Source organism: Clostridia bacterium, from assembly GCA_035561135.1.
GTDB lineage: Bacteria > Acidobacteriota > Terriglobia > Terriglobales > Acidobacteriaceae > DATMYA01.
The window spans coordinates 12983-31132 of record DATMYA010000028.1; the positions used below are offsets into that span (position 1 = coordinate 12983).

Annotated in this window: 13 protein-coding genes and 1 tRNA gene; 5 read left to right on the top strand and 9 right to left on the bottom strand. The window is 56.5% G+C overall.

Annotated features, from left to right (window positions below; all coding sequences use genetic code 11):
- Nucleotides 1–203 precede the first annotated feature (203 nt).
- The 3 genes from VN622_07025 to VN622_07035 all read left to right on the top strand — a co-directional run bounded on the left by VN622_07025 (nucleotide 204) and on the right by VN622_07035 (nucleotide 5513).
- Nucleotides 204–3512, top strand: a complete 3309-nt coding sequence (locus tag VN622_07025) for a carboxypeptidase regulatory-like domain-containing protein (GenBank protein ID HWR35606.1) — start codon at nucleotides 204–206, stop codon at nucleotides 3510–3512.
- A gap of 98 nt (nucleotides 3513–3610) precedes the next feature.
- The gene (locus VN622_07030; protein ID HWR35607.1) at nucleotides 3611–4609 is read left to right on the top strand and encodes a tetratricopeptide repeat protein; all 999 of its coding nucleotides are present in this window, start codon (nucleotides 3611–3613) and stop codon (nucleotides 4607–4609) included.
- A 208-nt stretch (nucleotides 4610–4817) separates the two neighbouring features.
- Entirely contained in the window at nucleotides 4818–5513 is a 696-nt protein-coding gene (locus VN622_07035) for a hypothetical protein (GenBank protein ID HWR35608.1), read from the top strand.
- A 108-nt stretch (nucleotides 5514–5621) separates the two neighbouring features.
- On the opposite strand, the gene VN622_07040 is transcribed toward VN622_07035, so the two are convergent.
- The 7 genes from VN622_07040 to VN622_07070 form a co-directional block, all read right to left on the bottom strand.
- Entirely contained in the window at nucleotides 5622–7118 is a 1497-nt protein-coding gene (locus VN622_07040) for a glycosyltransferase family 39 protein (protein HWR35609.1), read from the bottom strand.
- Nucleotides 7119–7596: 478 nt separating this feature from the next.
- Complete coding sequence (locus tag VN622_07045; GenBank protein HWR35610.1) at nucleotides 7597–8184, bottom strand: hypothetical protein; 588 nt, start codon at nucleotides 8182–8184, stop codon at nucleotides 7597–7599.
- A gap of 103 nt (nucleotides 8185–8287) precedes the next feature.
- The gene (gene kdpC / locus VN622_07050; GenBank protein ID HWR35611.1) at nucleotides 8288–8857 is read right to left on the bottom strand and encodes a potassium-transporting ATPase subunit KdpC; all 570 of its coding nucleotides are present in this window, start codon (nucleotides 8855–8857) and stop codon (nucleotides 8288–8290) included.
- Between the two features lie 8 nt (nucleotides 8858–8865).
- The gene (gene kdpB / locus VN622_07055; protein ID HWR35612.1) at nucleotides 8866–10908 is read right to left on the bottom strand and encodes a potassium-transporting ATPase subunit KdpB; all 2043 of its coding nucleotides are present in this window, start codon (nucleotides 10906–10908) and stop codon (nucleotides 8866–8868) included.
- Between the two features lie 2 nt (nucleotides 10909–10910).
- On the bottom strand, nucleotides 10911–12659 hold the full coding sequence (kdpA, locus tag VN622_07060) for a potassium-transporting ATPase subunit KdpA (protein ID HWR35613.1): 1749 nt from the start codon (nucleotides 12657–12659) through the stop codon (nucleotides 10911–10913).
- Nucleotides 12660–13186: 527 nt separating this feature from the next.
- Nucleotides 13187–13891 (bottom strand): response regulator transcription factor, encoded by a 705-nt coding sequence (locus VN622_07065; GenBank protein ID HWR35614.1) that lies wholly within the window; start codon nucleotides 13889–13891, stop codon nucleotides 13187–13189.
- Nucleotides 13888–15009, bottom strand: coding sequence for a universal stress protein (locus VN622_07070; protein ID HWR35615.1), 1122 nt, complete (start codon nucleotides 15007–15009; stop codon nucleotides 13888–13890). Before VN622_07070 ends, VN622_07065 begins: the two co-directional genes overlap by 4 nt.
- A gap of 394 nt (nucleotides 15010–15403) precedes the next feature.
- Between VN622_07070 and VN622_07075 the strand changes: the two genes are divergently transcribed.
- Both VN622_07075 and VN622_07080 read left to right on the top strand, forming a co-directional pair.
- A complete protein-coding gene (locus VN622_07075; protein HWR35616.1) occupies nucleotides 15404–15625 on the top strand; it encodes a hypothetical protein in 222 nt (73 codons plus the stop codon).
- 52 nt (nucleotides 15626–15677) lie between these two features.
- Nucleotides 15678–15893, top strand: a complete 216-nt coding sequence (locus VN622_07080; GenBank protein HWR35617.1) for a hypothetical protein — start codon at nucleotides 15678–15680, stop codon at nucleotides 15891–15893.
- A gap of 64 nt (nucleotides 15894–15957) precedes the next feature.
- On the opposite strand, the gene VN622_07085 is transcribed toward VN622_07080, so the two are convergent.
- Together VN622_07085 and VN622_07090 are read right to left on the bottom strand one after the other, a co-directional pair.
- The gene (locus VN622_07085) at nucleotides 15958–17124 is read right to left on the bottom strand and encodes a hypothetical protein (GenBank protein ID HWR35618.1); all 1167 of its coding nucleotides are present in this window, start codon (nucleotides 17122–17124) and stop codon (nucleotides 15958–15960) included.
- Between the two features lie 783 nt (nucleotides 17125–17907).
- Nucleotides 17908–17984 (bottom strand) — tRNA-Met (locus VN622_07090).
- Between the last annotated feature and the right edge of the window lie 166 nt (nucleotides 17985–18150).

Below are 18150 nucleotides of genomic sequence, written 5' to 3' on the forward strand. Positions count from 1 at the left end.
TATTTCTAGTACAGAGTGCTTGCAATGAGAGTTCCTGCCTGCGGTCAAAAATCCTGTAAGCGCCCATAAATGAAGGTTATGGGGAACAGTTAATTCTTCTGTGAGTTTGGCCACGCGACTGCCACACCCTTCTACATGTGAACCTCCCCTGGGTCACATCAGGTTTGACACCTCAGTTTGCCCATAGCGAGAAGGGAGTTGTTATGAAGGAAAAATGGTTAGCAGCATTGACCATTTGTTCTCTGCTACTCGTGCTTACGCTGCCGGTTCTTGCACAAGAGTCGGCAGTGAAAGGCGCTCTAGCTATCACGGTTCTGGATCCTTCAGGCGCCGTTGTACCGGGAGCAAGGTTAACGATCTCTGGTCCAACGGGCACCTACAATGTGACCACGAACCAGACCGGACAGTACCTACAGCGTGTGCTGAATCCCGGCCTTTACAGAATCAGAGTCGAGAAAGAAGGCTTCAAGGGTTCGGAGTTGCGCAACGTTGAAGTCGGCATCAATCGGACGAGCTCTGTTCGTTTCACGTTACAAACTGGCGCGGTGACCGAAACGGTCGAGGTCGCTGCAACCTCTGTCGCGGTCGATACGCAATCGACAGCCGTAAGCTCCAACCTTCCCGATACTTTCTACGAGAAGGTTCCTCAGCAGCGTAACGTTTCAGGACTGTTCTATGCTGCTCCGGGCGTGGCCTCCGGCGGCGCTTCGGGTGCTGCGAACCCGTCCATCTCAGGCGGGTCGGGTCTTGAAAACCAGTACATTGCCGATGGCGTGAACATCACGGACGCTGCGTTCGGTGGCCTTGGTGTTTTCTCGCGCAGCTACCTGTCGCTGGGTACCGGTATCAACCTGTCCTTCATTAAGGAAGTTCAGGTTAAGACGGCCGGTTTCGAGCCGCAGTATGGCCGCGCAACTGGCGGCATCGTTCAGATCGTCACGAAGTCGGGCAGCAACGAATTCCACGGAGCAATCGCGGGATTCGCTCAGCCCAAGGGCTTTGAAGAACGCCATCTGAATGCTGATGACCCGCAGTTTGCTCGAACAACTCTGTTTGGCAGACTGCTCCACACGGCTGGTTACGATGGCAGCGCCGAACTTGGCGGCTACGTGCCGGGAATGAAGAACCATGTATTCTTCTTTGGCTCCTTCAATCCGGCATGGACCCAGCGCTACGTGCTCGCTCCGACCAACTCCGGTTTGTTCAATCACGGTGAGTTCAACTTGCGGTCGTATACGGCAAGCTACGCCTTCAAGGGAACGCTCAAAGTGAATGACAACAACCAGCTGGAGTACTCAATCTTCGGAGACCCCGCGCACACGAGTACGGCGCCGAACCGCCGCCTGAGGCAGGACAACAACACAGGCTTCAGCAAGCTGGAATACGGTACGCGCAACATGGCGGCTCGTTACAACGCGACGCTCTCTCCGACTTGGTTGTTTAACGCGTCGGCAACGTGGGGGCACAATCGTTTCAATGAAATCCCCCTCGCCAATCTGAACGAGATCATCGATCAGACGCAGCTTACGTGCGACCTCCCGGACTGCAACGCGGCCCTCCTGCCCGGTGGGACTGTTCGTGGCGAGTTCATCCCGGTAGGGTTGGGATTTATCGAGCCGACAACCAGCGATACCTATGGTCTGAACTTCGACACTCAGAAGACCATTCGTGTTGCCGGCGAGCATACGTTCAGCGTCGGATACCGTATGGAGCGTCCGTTCTATGACGGTAGTCGAGCTTACAGCGGCCCGACTTTCACGATTCCGTCAGACCCCGTTGTCAATCCTACGGGCGAGGGTGGGGGTTCGACTGCCAATGCCCTCTGGAGACTGCGCCTTGGCGACAGCACTTGCACACAGTGTCCGTTGATGACCGTTCCAGGGTTTGCCACGCCGCAACCGGTGTTCCTGCAAATATTCCGCAGTGAATTCGGTGTCGACAACCAGGGATTCAAGAGCTTCCGCACTAGCGGCAGATACCACGCCGCCTACGTGAACGACTCCTGGAGTCCCAACAAGTACGTCAACCTGAACCTGGGTCTGCGCTGGGAGCAGCAGCGGTTGAAAGGTGAAGCACTGTCTTACACCTTCACTGACAACTGGTCTCCACGCATCGGCGTGTCTGTTGACCCCAGAGGCGACCGCAAAACGAAGCTCTTTGCGAACTACGGTCGCTACTCCTACTCGATTCCGCTCGACATGGCGGAGCGCTCTTTGACCAACGAACTGGACATGAGAGGCTTGCGCATTGCGCCCGACTTCACCACGGTAGGTGGGCGGCGCATCGTGAACATGAACCAGTTCGGTACTGTCACGCCGATTGTCGATGCGGCGCATATCTTGAACAACCAACCAGGCGGCATTGCCGCCGCGATCTCCACATCCTTCGAAAGCACCACGGCGATTTTTCCAGGAACCAAGATGTCTTACCTGGATGAATTCGTGGTGGGCGCCGAGCACGAGTTCCCGCAGGGCGTCATCGCAAGCGTGAAGTTCGTTCGTCGCGACTTGAAGCGAATCGTGGAAGACACAGGTGGAATCTCGCCTGAAGCAGCACTGGCCGGCGTCTCGCAGGTGTTTTCGATTACCAACGTGAACGCCAACACGGATATATTCAGCAACCCGATCCAGCATGCCTTCACGCCGGTGTTCCTGGCGAATGGCAACCTCGATCCCGCGAGCATTCCTCTCGGATGCGATCCCACCCTGGTCGCGAGTAGTGTCACCAACTCGCTAGGGGAGATCGTCCCGCCGGGTGCTGTCTGCGTCGAGCCCCTGGCAAAGAACGGTCAGGCCCCGGGCGCAAACGTTGCGGACGGTGTTCCGGATGGTTTTGTGAATCCGACTCGTCAATACACGGCCGTCGAATTCGAAGTGAACAAAGCCTTCTCAAGGGGCTGGTTGATGCGAGCCAACTATCGCGTCTCCAAACTCTACGGTAACTTCGAAGGAGCGCTGCGCAACGACAACGGACAGACTGATCCGAGTATCAGCTCGCTGTTCGACTTTACGGCTGGTGATTTCGGACTGCTCGGTGATCAGTTCAAGCCGGGCGTGTTGAATAGCGACCGTCGACAGGTGCTCAATACCTTCTTCAGCTACGCATTCGATCGCACTGCGCTGAAGGGATTGACATTGGGAACTGGCATTCGCGTTCAGACCGGTACTCCGATCAATGAATTACTTGCTCACCCGGTCTATGAGAACTCGGGTGAGGTTCCGCTCGGCGGTCGTGGCAAACTGGGACGCCTCCCGATCACCGGCGCGGTTGACATTCATGCCGACTACGCGGTGCCGATTACGGAGCGCGCCAGGCTGATGTTCGGTGTTGATCTGTTCAACATCGCAAACGCCCGCCGTCTGACCTTCAACGACCAGAACAAGGATCTGAGCTTCGGCACTCCGAACCCGGACTTCCTGAAGCCAATTGACCAGGGCTTCACTACTCAGTCCATTGGCGACGGTTTCCAGTCGCCGTTCAGCGCGCGTGCTGCGGTTCGCCTCGTCTTTTAGGAGAAGGATTGCTGCACGGTGAATCGACAGGGGAGGGCATACGCCCTCCCCTGTTTTTGCTTCCAATAAGTAAGTCGCCATGGGCGCGGAGGTTTCCCGTGGAACGTCGAAAAAAATTCTACGTTATCGGTTGCGTCCTACTGCTGGCGTGCGTTGCTCTAGCTCAACGCGGTAGCAATCCGCGCTTCAGCAATCTTCAAATACATGTGCAGGTGCGCTATCCGAATGGCGCTTCGGCTTCGCGAGGAATCGAGGTTGTAGTGGAGCGTCAGGGCGGCGGAGTTGTTGCAGACGGACAAACCGACACGCAGGGTAAAGCGAGCTTCACCGTAAGCCCGCCGGACTTCTATAGCATCCGAATCAATCAGCCTGGATTTGAAACGCCGGCTGCGCAAGTGGTGGATCTGAATACAGCCAACAGCGCTTACGTAATCTTCGACCTGAAGCCCGTTTCAGGGAGCACAACGCTGCCGCCGGAGGGCCCTGGTGGGGAGGTCAAGGCTAATCAGATCCCGGAAGAGGCGCTGAAAGAATTCAAGCGAGGCCAGAAGCTTCTTCTTGAGGAGCAGAAGTCAGACGAAAGCCTATCGCATTTTCAGAAAGCGATTAAGCTTCACGACAATTTTCCGCTCGCGTACGTCTTGCTCGGCATGGCGTATTTAGACCAGCGCAAGTCCGGCGAAGCGCAGTCCGTCCTGGAGAAAGCTATCCAACTCGATCCGAACTCGGCGGCTGCGCACCTGGAACTAGGCGCGGCATTCAATCAACAGAAAAAGTATCCCGAGGCTGAGAGCGAACTGAAGCGTGGATTGGATCTGAACCCCGATGCCGCCGAGGGCCGCTACGAAATTGCGAAGACATATTGGGCGATGGGGAATGTCGAGCAATCGGAGGCCTACGCGACAAAGGCTGCGCAGCTTCGTTCCGATCTGCCTGCCGTACACGTGCTCCTAGGGAATATCGCACTGCGCAAGCACGACCCGCAGGGCGCTCTTAAGGAGTTCAACGAGTATCTCAGGTTAGATCCCAAAGGGCCGATGGCGGAACCCGTGCACGAGATGGTGAAGAAAATCGAGAAGTCTACTGCCTCAAAATAACCACGAGACAAGCGCGAGCTACCCGCGCGATAGCCGCCTGCCGCAACATATTGTGCAACCCATATTCTGCGACGTCTTGAACTCTCGCCTGTGTCTTTCGTGCCTGGCAGCACTGGCTTTTCCGACCCGTGCCTCGCGTCCGAGCAAACCCATTCCTATGCGCGGTAATCAAACAGTTCGAAGGCCAAATCAAAGGAGAACACAACGCATGCGTAAGTATTCGTTGTTTGCAGCGGCTATCGCGTTTGTATTTGCGATGGCAATTATTGTCGAAACCGCGCATGCCCAGACAGGTGGCGGTACGAGTGCGGGCACGACGGGTGCCGGAACGCAAACGTCGGGCGGCAGCGCTGGCACTGGAACATCAAGCACCCAAAGCGGAAGCTCAGGCAGTGACCAGAGCATGTCCGGGCAGTCCACCTCTGGCATGGACCACCAGGCGTCGGGCAAAGAGAAGAGCGAGGAAGGATGCGTCATTCGTCAACAAAGCGATTACTTCCTGGTGTCGAAGAAAGGCAACGGACTTGTTCGCCTCAGCGGCGGGCAGGATCTGGCTTCTCACGTTGGTCACCATGTGAAGTTGCACGGGACCGAGCAGAAGGGTTCCGGCAGCATGGCTTCTAGCAGTGCAACCGGCGGCGGGACATCAGGAACCGCAGCTTCCAGTGGCGCTCCGGGCAGTGCGGAAACAACCAACCCTGCGGGTTCGACCGGCAGCAGTACGACTATGGCTGGAGGCACGCAAACCGGTAGCAGCACTTCAGGAAGCTCGGCGACCGGCACCGCGGAAAAAACAATGACGGTCGACCGCGTGGACATGATCTCTGAGGCATGTCCGGCCAACATCCAGAAAAACGCACCCGCCGGCAGCATTCCGTCGGGCACGAACAATCCTCCTCAGTAACTTCCAAACAAGCGCAGCCGTCTGCTGAGACGATGGCTGCGCTTCGCTGATGTCTATCGAAGCCTCAGCCGGGCGTAAGCCTGAATCTCTGGAAGCGCCTCGCATGAACTAATTGAATTTCTGTAGTGTCGGCCAGATTTGCCGCAAGTCCCATTTCAATCCACGGCAGTGATAGATAGGCATGTTTTCATCCGGTCTTGCAAGGGGATGGTGAATTTCCGAGACAAGGGTGATTGAGTTGCACATCTGCGCCAAGTGCGCCGGATCATCTTCGTTGATGACGATCAGACTTTCTCCCGTATATTGTCCCGGTCCCCAAACCCAATAGTTCTGGTGGCGCCCAATCGCCTTTGGCAACCCAAGAGGCGGTCCGAAGAAGTCGATGGCGGCGCCACCGCCGAAGTTATTGGCGAAGATTGCGGTGCGTGTCCTCTCTGCCTCCGGAAGTGCATTGTAGTAATGCGCAGTCGCTTGCGCGATCTCAGGCCAGCCATACATATCGGCGAAGATCTGCGGCAGCGGCCCTTGCGGATGATGCTCGAACCGGGGAGGTTCGAGACGCAGTGCGCGTTGATAGGCGATGAATGTCTGCACCGGGAATACGGGTATGAAAAGGGGCGCAAACAACACAGCTGACCCAACCGCGAGCGCCAGGAACGCAGAACGGACAAACGGCCTGTTCACGGTTGCTTGCTCGATCGCAGTAGATCCGGCCGCAATAACTATGGGATAAATTGGCGCTACGTAGTAGTTCTTCGCCTTAAGAAGAACCATGAGAGCGCTGAAGAACACATACGTCCACCCAAGGCTTCGAAAGGGGCGTCCCAGGGCACTGAAGAAAAACAGTAACGCGGCGATCACCGCAGCAAACGCCACAAAGCCTTCAAGTTGAACCTGCTGCGACATGAACTGAAGAGGAGACAGCGCAATGTCTCGTCCACTTTCGCGCACGTTTCTCATCAGAATCAGGAAGGGAAGCCCGCGATGGTATTGCCACAGGAAGTTCGGCAGCGCGATCAAAAGGCAGATCGCCGCACCTGCGTAGAAATACGGATCACGCAGGAAGCGACGCCACTTTGTCAGCACGATGCCTGAAGAAAGCGCGATGAGGAAGAATGCGATTGCATACTTGTTCAGCAGCGCGACACCACAGATCGCGCCGAAAAGTAGCCAAAGCATCCGATCCGCGCCCTTAGCTATTCTGACAACGATGAGCGCACAGCAGGCCCACAACAATGGATCGAACGCGTTCATCGTGAACAGATGACTCATCTCCAATGAGACTGGAGCGAAGACGATCAGCAGCGATGCGATCCAAACCCCAAAACGCCTGGCGCCAAACTCCCACGCAAGCCGAGCGGTAACAACTGCGGTCCCCATCGCGGCGAGCGCAGGGAGCAGCCGGAGTGCATGTAATGACGTTCCGATCGTGTGCCGCAGAAGCCAAGCCACCCACGCGATCAATGGCGGCTGATCCACGTATCCCCAGGCTGGATGTTCGCCGCAAGCGAGATAGTACAGTTCGTCACGGAAGTACCCGTAGCGGGGGGCTGCGTATAAGTACAGAGCGAATCGAGCGATGACAATGGCGGAAACGACCACCATGCACCTTCGCCATGCAAACATCTCTAGCTCACCTTTTCTCGAGGTGAGTGTCTTAGTGGCCACGGTTGTGCCTCGGCTGTAATCTTTGCCGTTATACGCAAGCAGCAGTACTGAAGTTCGGCGCTAGAGGACGATATCGATTTGGGGGGAGGACTTGGTCAGACCTGGCAGGCGCGACTCTCCTGTCGCGATTCCTCAATCTATTGTGTGTCGAGCAGGCACCCAACCCCGGTGTGCTACTCGGCTTCACGCTGGTCTGTCGCTGAACCCCGCGTGTCGGGCGTGCCCTTTAGCAACATTACGCCCTCCTCGTTCTGCCGCACAGCCAGAAACTCACCATCATGAGAGCAAGCGACCCCAAGTTGAAAACCGATGCGCCGCAGCTTAGGCGACGACCGCATCACTCCTGCGCACTGGGTCTTGTAAGGCCGGTCCCGAACTCCACAACCGTTCCATAGCGACATGGAAGTGGCTCGCTTTAGAAGTTCCAACCGACTTCGATTAATAGCTGATGATTGCCTTTCGGCACGCCGCCGTTGCCGATCTGGTACGAACCATACCAGGTTAGCTTTGGGGTGAGTTTCACAATTAACCCAGGCGTCAGGTATCCAACCGCATGATTGCCGGTGTACCAATCTGCAGCAAGTGTCATGCGGTCTCGGATCGGCTGCTCAATGGCGAATTGGCCGCCTGCGCGTTGTGCGCTGGCCACAACATCTCGACTGAAGTGGAAGGCCCCGAAGGTGGCGCGAGTCCCCGTCCTAAATGTCTTGGCGAATTCGGCGTACAGGTAGCTGCCGGCTGAATACGCTCTGTTCTGGACGGGAAGGAAGACGCTGTCCCCCATGAGGAACGCCCACCCGTTCTTGCCGCCATCGTAGAGCTTCCACTTCACCGTGGGTGACATTATGAGTTGAGAATTACCGGCCGTGTTCAGGCCGTTGAAGTTCAGGCCGATCTCCACGTTCCGACCAACACCCACCACGATACGTGGGGTGAAGCTAGCAACGTCAGCTTCATGTTGATATGTCACGTCCAGTTCGCCGTAGGCCTTACCGCGCTCCAAAACATCTCCAATGGGAACGTTGAAGACTGTTTCTTGCGCGAAAGCCGCAATTGACAGACACACAAAGAATGCTAAGGCCCAAACTACAGTTCTCATCGGAGGTCTATCTCGTTTTCGGGTGGACTCGGTCGAGTTCGAGATTCAGTGCGAGTACATTCACGCGGGGCTCGCCGAAAAGTCCGAGTTGGCGTCCTTCGGTGAACCTGTCGATGAATGGCCTTAACTCGGTTTCAGTGATACCTCTGGCGCGAGCGACACGGGGAACCTGATAGAGCGCTGCTGCAGGGGAGATGTGCGGATCAAGACCCGAGGCCGATGCTGTTACCAATTCGATCGGAACGGGCTGCTTTCCAACCTTCTCAGCTTCTGTGCGCTCCTCCACGATAGTCACCAGCTTCCCGCTCGTAGGCGCTAGGTTCGATGCACCAGAGTTGGCTGCATCGTACCCTTCGCCGGCCGCTGAAGGACGTGAGTGGAAGTAAGCGTCGCCAGTGAACGGCTGTCCGATGAGGCGCGAACCTGCTGCCTTACCGCCCTGATAAACAATCTGCCCGTTTGCTTTGTCGTGGAACAGCACCTGAGCGATCCCTGTCATTACTAGGGGATAAACGAGGCCAAGCAGGACGGTGGTGACGGCGGTGTAGAGAGCGGCAGTGATCAAAAGCTTCTTCATGGCAAACCTCACGCAAGCCCTATCGCGGTGATCAGAACATCAATCAGCTTGATGCCGACGAATGGTGCGATCAAGCCGCCCACTCCATACACGAGCAGATTGCGTCGCAGAAGCGCCTCTGCGCTCAGCGCCCGGTAAGCGACTCCCCGAAGGGCAAGCGGTATGAGAACGACGATAATCAACGCATTGAAAATCACCGCCGAGAGAATGGCAGACTGCGGCGTCTTCAATCCCATGATGTTCAATGCGTTCAGCACGGGAAACGCGGCGGCAAACATCGCTGGGATGATGGCGAAGTACTTCGCCACGTCATTTGCGATGGAAAAGGTCGTCAGCGCGCCCCGTGTCATCAACAACTGTTTGCCGATCTCGACCACTTCGATGAGCTTCGTCGGGTTTGAATCGAGATCGACCATGTTGCCTGCTTCTTTTGCGGCTTGGGTTCCGGTGTTCATGGCGACCCCGACGTCCGCCTGGGCCAAAGCCGGAGCATCGTTTGTTCCGTCTCCAGTCATCGCCACTAGCTTGCCATCGGCTTGCTCCTTACGGATGAGCTTCATCTTGTCTTCTGGAGTCGCCTCAGCAAGAAAGTCGTCAACGCCCGCCTCACGTGCGATCGCTGCCGCAGTGAGCGGATTGTCGCCGGTGATCATCACAGTGCGGATGCCCATCGAACGAAATTGAGCGAAGCGCTCGCGCATCCCGCCCTTCACGACATCCTTGAGATGAATTACGCCTATCGCTTTACCATTCTGCGCGACGACGAGCGGAGTGCCGCCGGAGGAGGCGATCTTGTCCGCAGCTTCTCGGACCTCGGCAGCGACTGTTGAGCCGCCCTGTTCGACGTACCGCATTACAGCGTCGAATGCGCCCTTTCGAATCTCACGGCCGTCGAGGTTTACGCCGGACATCCGGGTTTGCGCAGTGAATGGTAAGAAGTGTGCCTCGTGCGATGCGAGCTCCCGACCGCGCAGCCCGTACTTCTCTTTGGCCAACACGACAACAGAGCGCCCCTCAGGAGTCTCATCGGCGAGCGACGAGAGCTGTGCGGCGTCAGCAAGTTCGCCCGGTGTCACACCGGGCGCGCAAATAAACTCGGTGGCTTGGCGGTTGCCGAAGGTGATCGTGCCTGTCTTGTCGAGCAGCAGAGTGTTGACATCGCCAGCAGCCTCAACAGCTCGACCCGACATCGCGAGCACGTTGCGCTGGATCAGGCGGTCCATGCCTGCGATGCCGATTGCTGAGAGCAGGCCGCCGATCGTCGTCGGGATGAGGCATACGAGAAGTGCAACGAGCACAAAGATTGTCTGAGGCGCTCCGCTGTACACCGCAAATGGCTGGAGCGTAACAACGGCCAACAGGAAGATGATTGTGAGACCTGCCAGCAGGATGTTCAGCGCGATCTCGTTCGGAGTTTTCTGCCGTGAGGCGCCCTCGACGAGCGAAATCATACGGTCAAGGAATGTCTCGCCTGGGTTCGATGTGATGCCTACCGTGATCTCATCGCTTAGAACCCGGGTTCCGCCGGTCACGGCTGATCGGTCGCCTCCGGATTCGCGAATGACAGGCGCAGATTCTCCAGTAATCGCCGATTCATCCACTGAGGCGACGCCCTCGATGATCTCGCCATCGCCGGGAATGAACTCGCCAGCGCTGACGCGCACCAGGTCCCCAGCGCGGAGCTTCGCGCTGGGCACCTGCTCGACTCCGCCATCGGGAAGCAATCGGTTTGCGAGCGTCTCAGACTTTGCACGCCTCAACGTGTCGGCCTGAGCTTTCCCTCGGCCTTCGGCCATCGCTTCGGCGAAGTTTGCAAACAGTACCGTGAACCACAGCCAAACCGTGATCTGCAGGGCAAATCCAAACGGCACTCCTCGCGCTATGTTGCGGATCAAAAGGGTAGTCGTGACAACGGAACCCACTTCAACCACAAACATAACCGGATTGCGCATCACGGCGCGCGGCCTCAGTTTGAGGATCGAGTCCCATGCGGCGCGACGGACGATACCTGTATCCCAAACAGCCTGCGTACCTTGCTGCTTCTTGCTCATCTTCAGAAAGCCTTCCCTGCGTGCATCAGCAGGTCTTCGAGAATTGGCCCCAGGCTCAGCACCGGGAAGAACGTCAACGCACCGACAATCACAATCACCGCAGTGAGCAGCACGGCAAACGTGGGCGAGGTCACAGGGAACGTTCCCGCCGATGGTGGAGTGATGTTCTTGCGTGCCAAATTTCCCGCGATTGCGAGCACGGGAATAATGACCATGAACCGGCCGATCAGCATCGCAATCCCCGTGGCGGTGTTGTACCACCGTGTGTTTGCATTCAGGCCTGCGAACGCCGAGCCGTTGTTACCCGTCGCAGAAGTAAAGGCGTACAGGATCTCCGACAGCCCGTGTGGCCCTGAGTTGTTGAGGCTCGATAGTCCGAACCCGGACACCGACGAAATCGCGGTGAAGACGAGGATTGAAACCGGGAGTATCAGCACCGCAAGCATTGCCATCTTGACGTCGTAGGCTTCGATCTTCTTGCCGAGATACTCAGGGGTACGCCCGACCATAAGTCCCGCGATGAATACGGTCAGGATGACGAAGATGAGAATCCCGTAGAGGCCTGCTCCAACACCGCCGAACACTACTTCGCCCAGTAGAATGTTGGTCAGCGCGCCGAGTCCGCCAAGTGGCATCAACGAGTCGTGCATGGAGTTGACGGCGCCACAGCTCGCATCCGTGGTAACGGTGGCGAACAGAGCGGAGTTGGCGATCCCGAAGCGGACCTCCTTGCCTTCCATATTCCCGCCAGGCTGAAGCGGCGTGTTCTGCTGGTCTACACCCTGGAAAAGCGGGTTAGGCTGAGATTCAGCCCAGTAGGCGGTGGCTACGCCAGCGAAAAAGAGCACCGCCATGGCTGCGAACACAGCCCAGCCGTGGCGTTGGCTTTTGGTCATTCGTCCCAGCGTGTAAGTCAGACCTGTGGGAATCGCGAAGATCGAGAAGATCTCGACGAAGTTGGACAGCGGTGTTGGGTTTTCAAACGGGTGCGAGCTATTCGCGTTAAAAAAGCCGCCACCATTCGTGCCCAGCATCTTGATTGCCTCTTGCGAGGCCACAGGGCCTTGCGCAATGACCTGGGAGGTTCGTATCGAGCCATCAGCTCTCTGCTGTGACTGGACGAGTTGGACCGTTGTGTACGGACTGAGGTTCTGAACAACTCCCTGCGACACAAGGAATACACAATAAACAACACAGATTGGCAGCAACACCCAGAGCACTGCTCGGGTCACATCAACCCAGAAGTTTCCGATCGAATCGCGCTGCTTGCGAGCGATCCCGCGGATGAGTGCGATGGCTATCGCGAGTCCGACGGCGGCGGATGTAAAGTTCTGGTACGCCATGCCTGCCATCTGCGTCAGGTACGACATGGTGGACTCGCCACCGTACGCCTGCCAGTTCGTGTTGGTTGTAAACGATGCGGAAGTGTTGAATGCAAGATCGGAACTGACGGCGCCGAGTCCCTGCGGGTTAAACGGCAGCATGGCCTGTGCACGTTGAAGCAGGTAAAGCACCAACATCGAAACGATGCTGAAAGCCAACATCGCGCCGGAGTACTCCATCCAACGCATCTCGTGCTCTTCATCAACTCTCGCCAGCCGATAGAGCAGCCGTTCAATGGGCCTTACGACCGGGTCGAGGAAGGTCGACTGGCGCTCGAAAAGAAGTGCCATGTAAGCGCCAAGCGGCTTTGTCACTGCGATCACGCACGCGAAGAACAGTCCGATCTGCAACCACCCTTGCGCTGCCATTTCAGAATCGCTCCGGACGCAGAAGTGCATACGTCAGGTACAGGAACAACAAGCAACAAACGAAGAGAATGACGGAATCTCCAACTGGCATGGGAGTTCACCTCAGCCTGTCACACGCTCGTACATAGGCGGCTAGGGCTACGAAGGAGACAGCGCTCACAAGAACAAAAGAGAGGTCCTGCATCATGCTGCCTTTCTGAGAACTGACTCGTTTCGCTCTGGTCGGTGTCCATCTTGTTCTGTATCAAAATCGGATCAAAATGCACGACGATCACAGTCCTGATTTCATCTCGTACAAGCGCGATAAAGAACCACATGAGGAGAGCAACGCCCGCAACCATGAAGAGCGTGAAACAGATCGTCATATCTCATTCCACGCTCGCGCAACGAGACTCCTGCTCCGTTGGCTGGTGCGTGATGCGATGTGCGCCATGCAAATCCTTCATGGGCGCTCGGCCCACGAATGATTTGACTGCCTGGCTCGCAAAGGTGCGCTAAAGCGAAAGTAAGGGCGACGTAAAGAACAACTAGCGCGAGGAGGGGCGTTCGCCTTCGGGGAGGAACCGATATCCGATCCATCGCTCAGTCACGATGTAGCGCTTGGGTACGCTCGCGGATTCGATCTTCTTTCTCAGTTGGCCAACAAAGACGCGGAGGTACTCCGATTGTTCTGCGTGATCAGAGCCCCAGACAGCAGCTAACAAGGTTCGATGCGGAACAACTTTGCCGGCATGACGCGCGAGGTAAACGAGTAGGTCAAATTCCTTTGGCGTCAGGCGGACTTCGTCGCCCCTTACATTGACGACGTGCCCTGCGAGGTCAATGTCGAAGTCGCCTGCCTGAATGTGTGTCTCTTCCCCAGCCGCGGGCGCTCGGCGCAAGTGCGCCCGGACACGAGCGACGAGTTCGTTCAAATTGAACGGTTTCGTTACATAATCGTCAGCTCCAAGGTCCAAGGCTTTGATCTTAGTGCGTTCGTCTTCTTTGACCGAAAGCACAATGATGGGAACCTGCGAGCGCGTTCTCAACTCGCGGCACAACGCAAGACCGTCCATGTTCGGCATCGAGACATCTGTGATGACCAAGTCAGGCGTCCAGTCTTTCATGATCTCGAGTGCGGTGTCGCCATCGTTCGCCACTCTTATGTCGTACCGCTGGGCGGACAAGGTAGCCCGAAGAACGCGGGTAATCTGCGGTTCATCGTCCACAACGAGAATGCGCGAGTTCGTCATCGCACCTCCTGCGTGACGATATGGACGTCGACGGCGGGAGCGTCTCGAAGGAATTTGTGAATTGCAGATAGGTATAAGTACTTCTGGAGGCCGGTGCGGGCTGAGCGACCAAAGATCACCTGCGTAATGTGTTCCTCGCGGACGAACTTTGCCACTTCCTCGGCGATACTTTTGCCGGTCGTTTTCACAACACGGGCGCCCAGGTTCTCCGCGAAGCGAATGTTATCCGCTAACGTCTTCTGGTCTTGCGATCGCGTGTCCCGCCCAATATCAACGTAGAGAACAAAGAAGTCGCCGCCAATTGCCTGCGCCATTCGTGAACCTCTGGCGATCAAGTACTGTGCTGCGGGATTCGAGCTGATACATACGGCAATCCGTTCACGCACAGGAGGAGCCTGCTCAATGCCTTCTTTGGCAAGGTAGGCATCAAGGCTCCGGTCGACGACCTGCGTCACCTGCCGAAGGGCCAGCTCTCGCAGCGCGATCAGGTTTCCGGGTCTGAAGAAGTGACCCAGTGCTCGTTCGGCGCGATCCGTCGGATATATGTCGCCGCGCTCCATCCGGCGTTGCAACGCCTGCGGGGTGACGTCTGCGAGCACAATCTCATCAACTCGCTGCATGACCCAGTCCGGCACTGTTTCACGAACCTGAATGCCGGTGATCTGAGCGATTGTAGGGCCGAGGCTTTCGATGTGCTGAACATTCATAGTGGACAGCACATCGATCTTGGCGCCGAGGAGTTCGATAACATCGTCGTAGCGCTTGCGATGCTTGCTACCGTCGATGTTGGTATGCGCGAGCTCATCGACGAGAGCCACCTGCGGCGTACGATTCAGAATGGCATCGACGTCCATTTCTTCAAAGATCGTACCCTTGTATTCCAGTTTGCGTCGTTGAACCGGAGGAAGCTTTGAAGCTAATTCCGCGACGGCTTTCCGACCGTGAGTCTCGATTACGCCCGCAACGACGTCCTCGCCGCGGCTTGCACGACGTAGTGCCTCGCTAAGCATCGCGTAAGTCTTGCCCACTCCTGGCGCATAACCAAGGAACAGCTTGAAAACACCCTTCTCCTTAACGGGGGCGATCTCTTCGAGCCACTGTTCCGGCGTCTTCGTCATGGCGACTCAATTCTATCTAGCAGGCGAGCACAGGGATACAATTCTTGCGTGAAACGAATTGGCGCAGGTTCGGTTCAACGCTACACATTTGGGACCTTCACAATCGCAGATCCCCAGAATTGGATTGCCCTGTTCTACGGAAAGAAGAAGAAGTTAAAGGCCGCAGTCACAACGACCGACAGGAGAACGGCAAGACGCAAGCCCCAATAAGCCGATGCCAGCAAAATCGCGACGAGCAGAGTGAACCCCACAGTGGTTGGGTTCACCGGCAACCGCTTGGACTTGCTGTGATCGCGGCAATCGTTGCGTTCTACTTTGGCAGAACGCGCAAGGCGCGAAGAAGCCCGCCGCCAGCATTTCTGCCAGGACAGCGGCCTACTTTCCCAATACACCCGTGTCGATCAACAATGGACCGCTGCGTCGCGGCATCATCCCGCTTGAGTGGCTCGACCTCAAAGCGCTGACTGAATACATCAGCGTCTCGCGCCGAACCCTCACGGAGTGGCTCTACCGCGAGGAAAACCCGTTACCGGCATTCCGAATCGACGGCAAGGTGTACGTCCGCCGCAGCACTTCGAGCGGTGGATGGAAGCGCATCCAGTCGAGGGTCCGGTGAACCTGGGCAAGATTGTGGACGACGTGATGGCCGACCTGCAGGAGAACGACTGATGGGCGTCACCATGCGCAAAGTTGGAGACAAGTGGTACGTCTACATCAACCATCGCGGGCAGCGGAAGGCGAAGTGCGTCGGCAGTAAGGCTGCCGCGGAAAAAACGATGATGGTCGACCGCGTGGACATGATCTCTGAGGCATGTCCGGCCAACATTCAGAAAAACGTGCCCGCCGGCAGCATGCCCACGGGAACGAACAATCCTCCCCAGTAACTTCCAACAAAGAGCGCAGCCGTCGGGTGAGACGATGGCTGCGCTTATGTCCAACCCCGGTGTGCTACTCGGCTTCAGGCTGGTCTGTCCCTGAACCCCGCGTGTCGGGCGTGCCCTTTAGCAGTATCATTTCGCCCTCTTCGTTCTGCCGCACAGCCAGAAACTCACCATCATGAAAGCAAGCGACCCCAAGTCCAACGGGAGTGCTGTAGACGAGTTTTTCTAGAAACCGCCCAGTTTCCGGGTCCACATAATAGCTCAGAACAGTTACGCCCAACCCGTCTCGACTGGACTTTGTGAACTGAACCAGCCAGCGCCCAGCCGCGGGTTTCAGGGACTGCAGAGTCGCGTCAGCGGGTCCCGCTTTTACCAAGACCCGCCTTACAGTGCCCGATGGGATGATTTCGAACACGGTCACCTGGTTTAGCTTTCGGACGAGGAGCAGTTTGTCACCGTCCGGAATCAACTCGGTGGTGTCCACCATCCATTGCAGCGCGCCGCGAACAAATCCTTTGTTATCGGAACGTGCCTGTTCCCTCACGCTTTCCGACTTTCCAGTTATGTCGCCGCGCAATTCTATGTACCGATCGAATTGGCCGCTAGCCCTCACTAGTGCCGTTTTTGGCTCGCCACTATCATTGTCGCGCCCGGAAACAATGAAGTCGCCGGAAGTGAATACTCCGAATTGAGAAGGTTGGAAGGGAATCTCCAGTCTGACCGCTCCGCGATAGGAGCCGTCCAACCCGAACCGCACGATGTAATTCTGTAGGGAGACGGCTTGTCCCGATGTTTCCACCGTTCTGCCATCGGGCATTTGGCCCTTGGTGCGAACCGTTTTCGTGCCGTAAGAAAACCCCCTCACAAGTGCGTATAGGTCGTTGTCGGTTGGAAAATACCGTGAGATATACGCATTGGGCACATCCATAATGCTCATCGTACGAAAGTTTGTTGTGGAGCCCGATGGCATGATCATTACAACATCATTGTTCATGCCGATGCTGCTAGCGGTTCGCAGGAACACGCGTCCGTCAGTACCACAACGTACCGGCTGCTCAATTCCCATCACGCCCATCAGAGACGGAATCTTAAGCTCTGACGTGAACTTCACCGGGATTGTCGGCACAGTGGGAGCGTCGTTCGCCCGATCGTCAATCGGGGCCGCCGCCCGGCTTTCCTGCGCCAGACCAGCCAAGGTCAACACCAGAATTGTTACCAAAGTAGCTGCATTCATACCTATAGCCTGTCGGCCCCCCGATTCTCTTTAAAGCTTTGCAACAGGGGTGTATCAAGGCTTGGCAAGAGGAGTGTATCGGTACCTTGCGGTTGTGAAAGAAGAGCTGTTGCGGGAAGGAAAACGCCTTCGCAGTCAGGAATCAATATGTTCTCAGATTTAGCAAGCTCGACAAACTTGGCCCGTGTGTCCGGATCCCTATACTTTGCTACTTCGCAGCTGCTGCCAATTGGAGCCCAGTACGTATAACGCGACGCGCTCTTCCAGAGCATCGCCCATAGTGCCCGAAGCGTTCCAAGTATATGTCTGTGGGTACACACCTTGGCAGGGAAAACCTATGTAGCGAAAGCACGAAAAACGAAAAACTCCATGTTTGCGCACTGGCCTCGACCGGTCGGTTCTTGTGCGTTCGCGGGAAGAACACAGAGCACAACAGCAATCACGTAGAAAAGATTTATTTTCAATGCTGCCTCCTTGGCAAAAAAGGGGCCCTATTGCCTGGAGCATATCGCGAGCTCAAAGGAGCATCAATAAAGAAATGTTAGTTAACGCAAGATTAATGTGTGTTAGCAGCAAACAAATTCTTCGTGGGGGTGGTTCGTGTTGCACCTCAGGGAGAGGACAACGTCGGTATCGACATAGTAAGCCTCATCGTCTATTCCAGCTCAAGGCCGGGTGCCAATCCTGGCGCTCCTCTTTTGGCGCAATAGGGTGGGAGCAAAACCAGTCGCGCGCAGCGCGTCTAGACTCTTGTCGAATAACTTGAACTGAAAACTGAGATTTTGGTGGCGGCGGTAGGACTCGAACCTACGACCTACGGATTATGAGACCGTCGCTCTAACCACCTGAGCTACGCCGCCACGCTGTGGGGAAAAGACCGCAGGTATACACGCGGCCTCGTTTGGCGAGGGCAGAAAAGGCTTTCTAGCCAGCCGATTACGATTTTAAGAGGCGAATGCGGAAGGTGTCAAACTTTCGCATTCGGGGCACGTCTAAACAGCGGGTGCGAAGGCAAGCCTGGCGCGA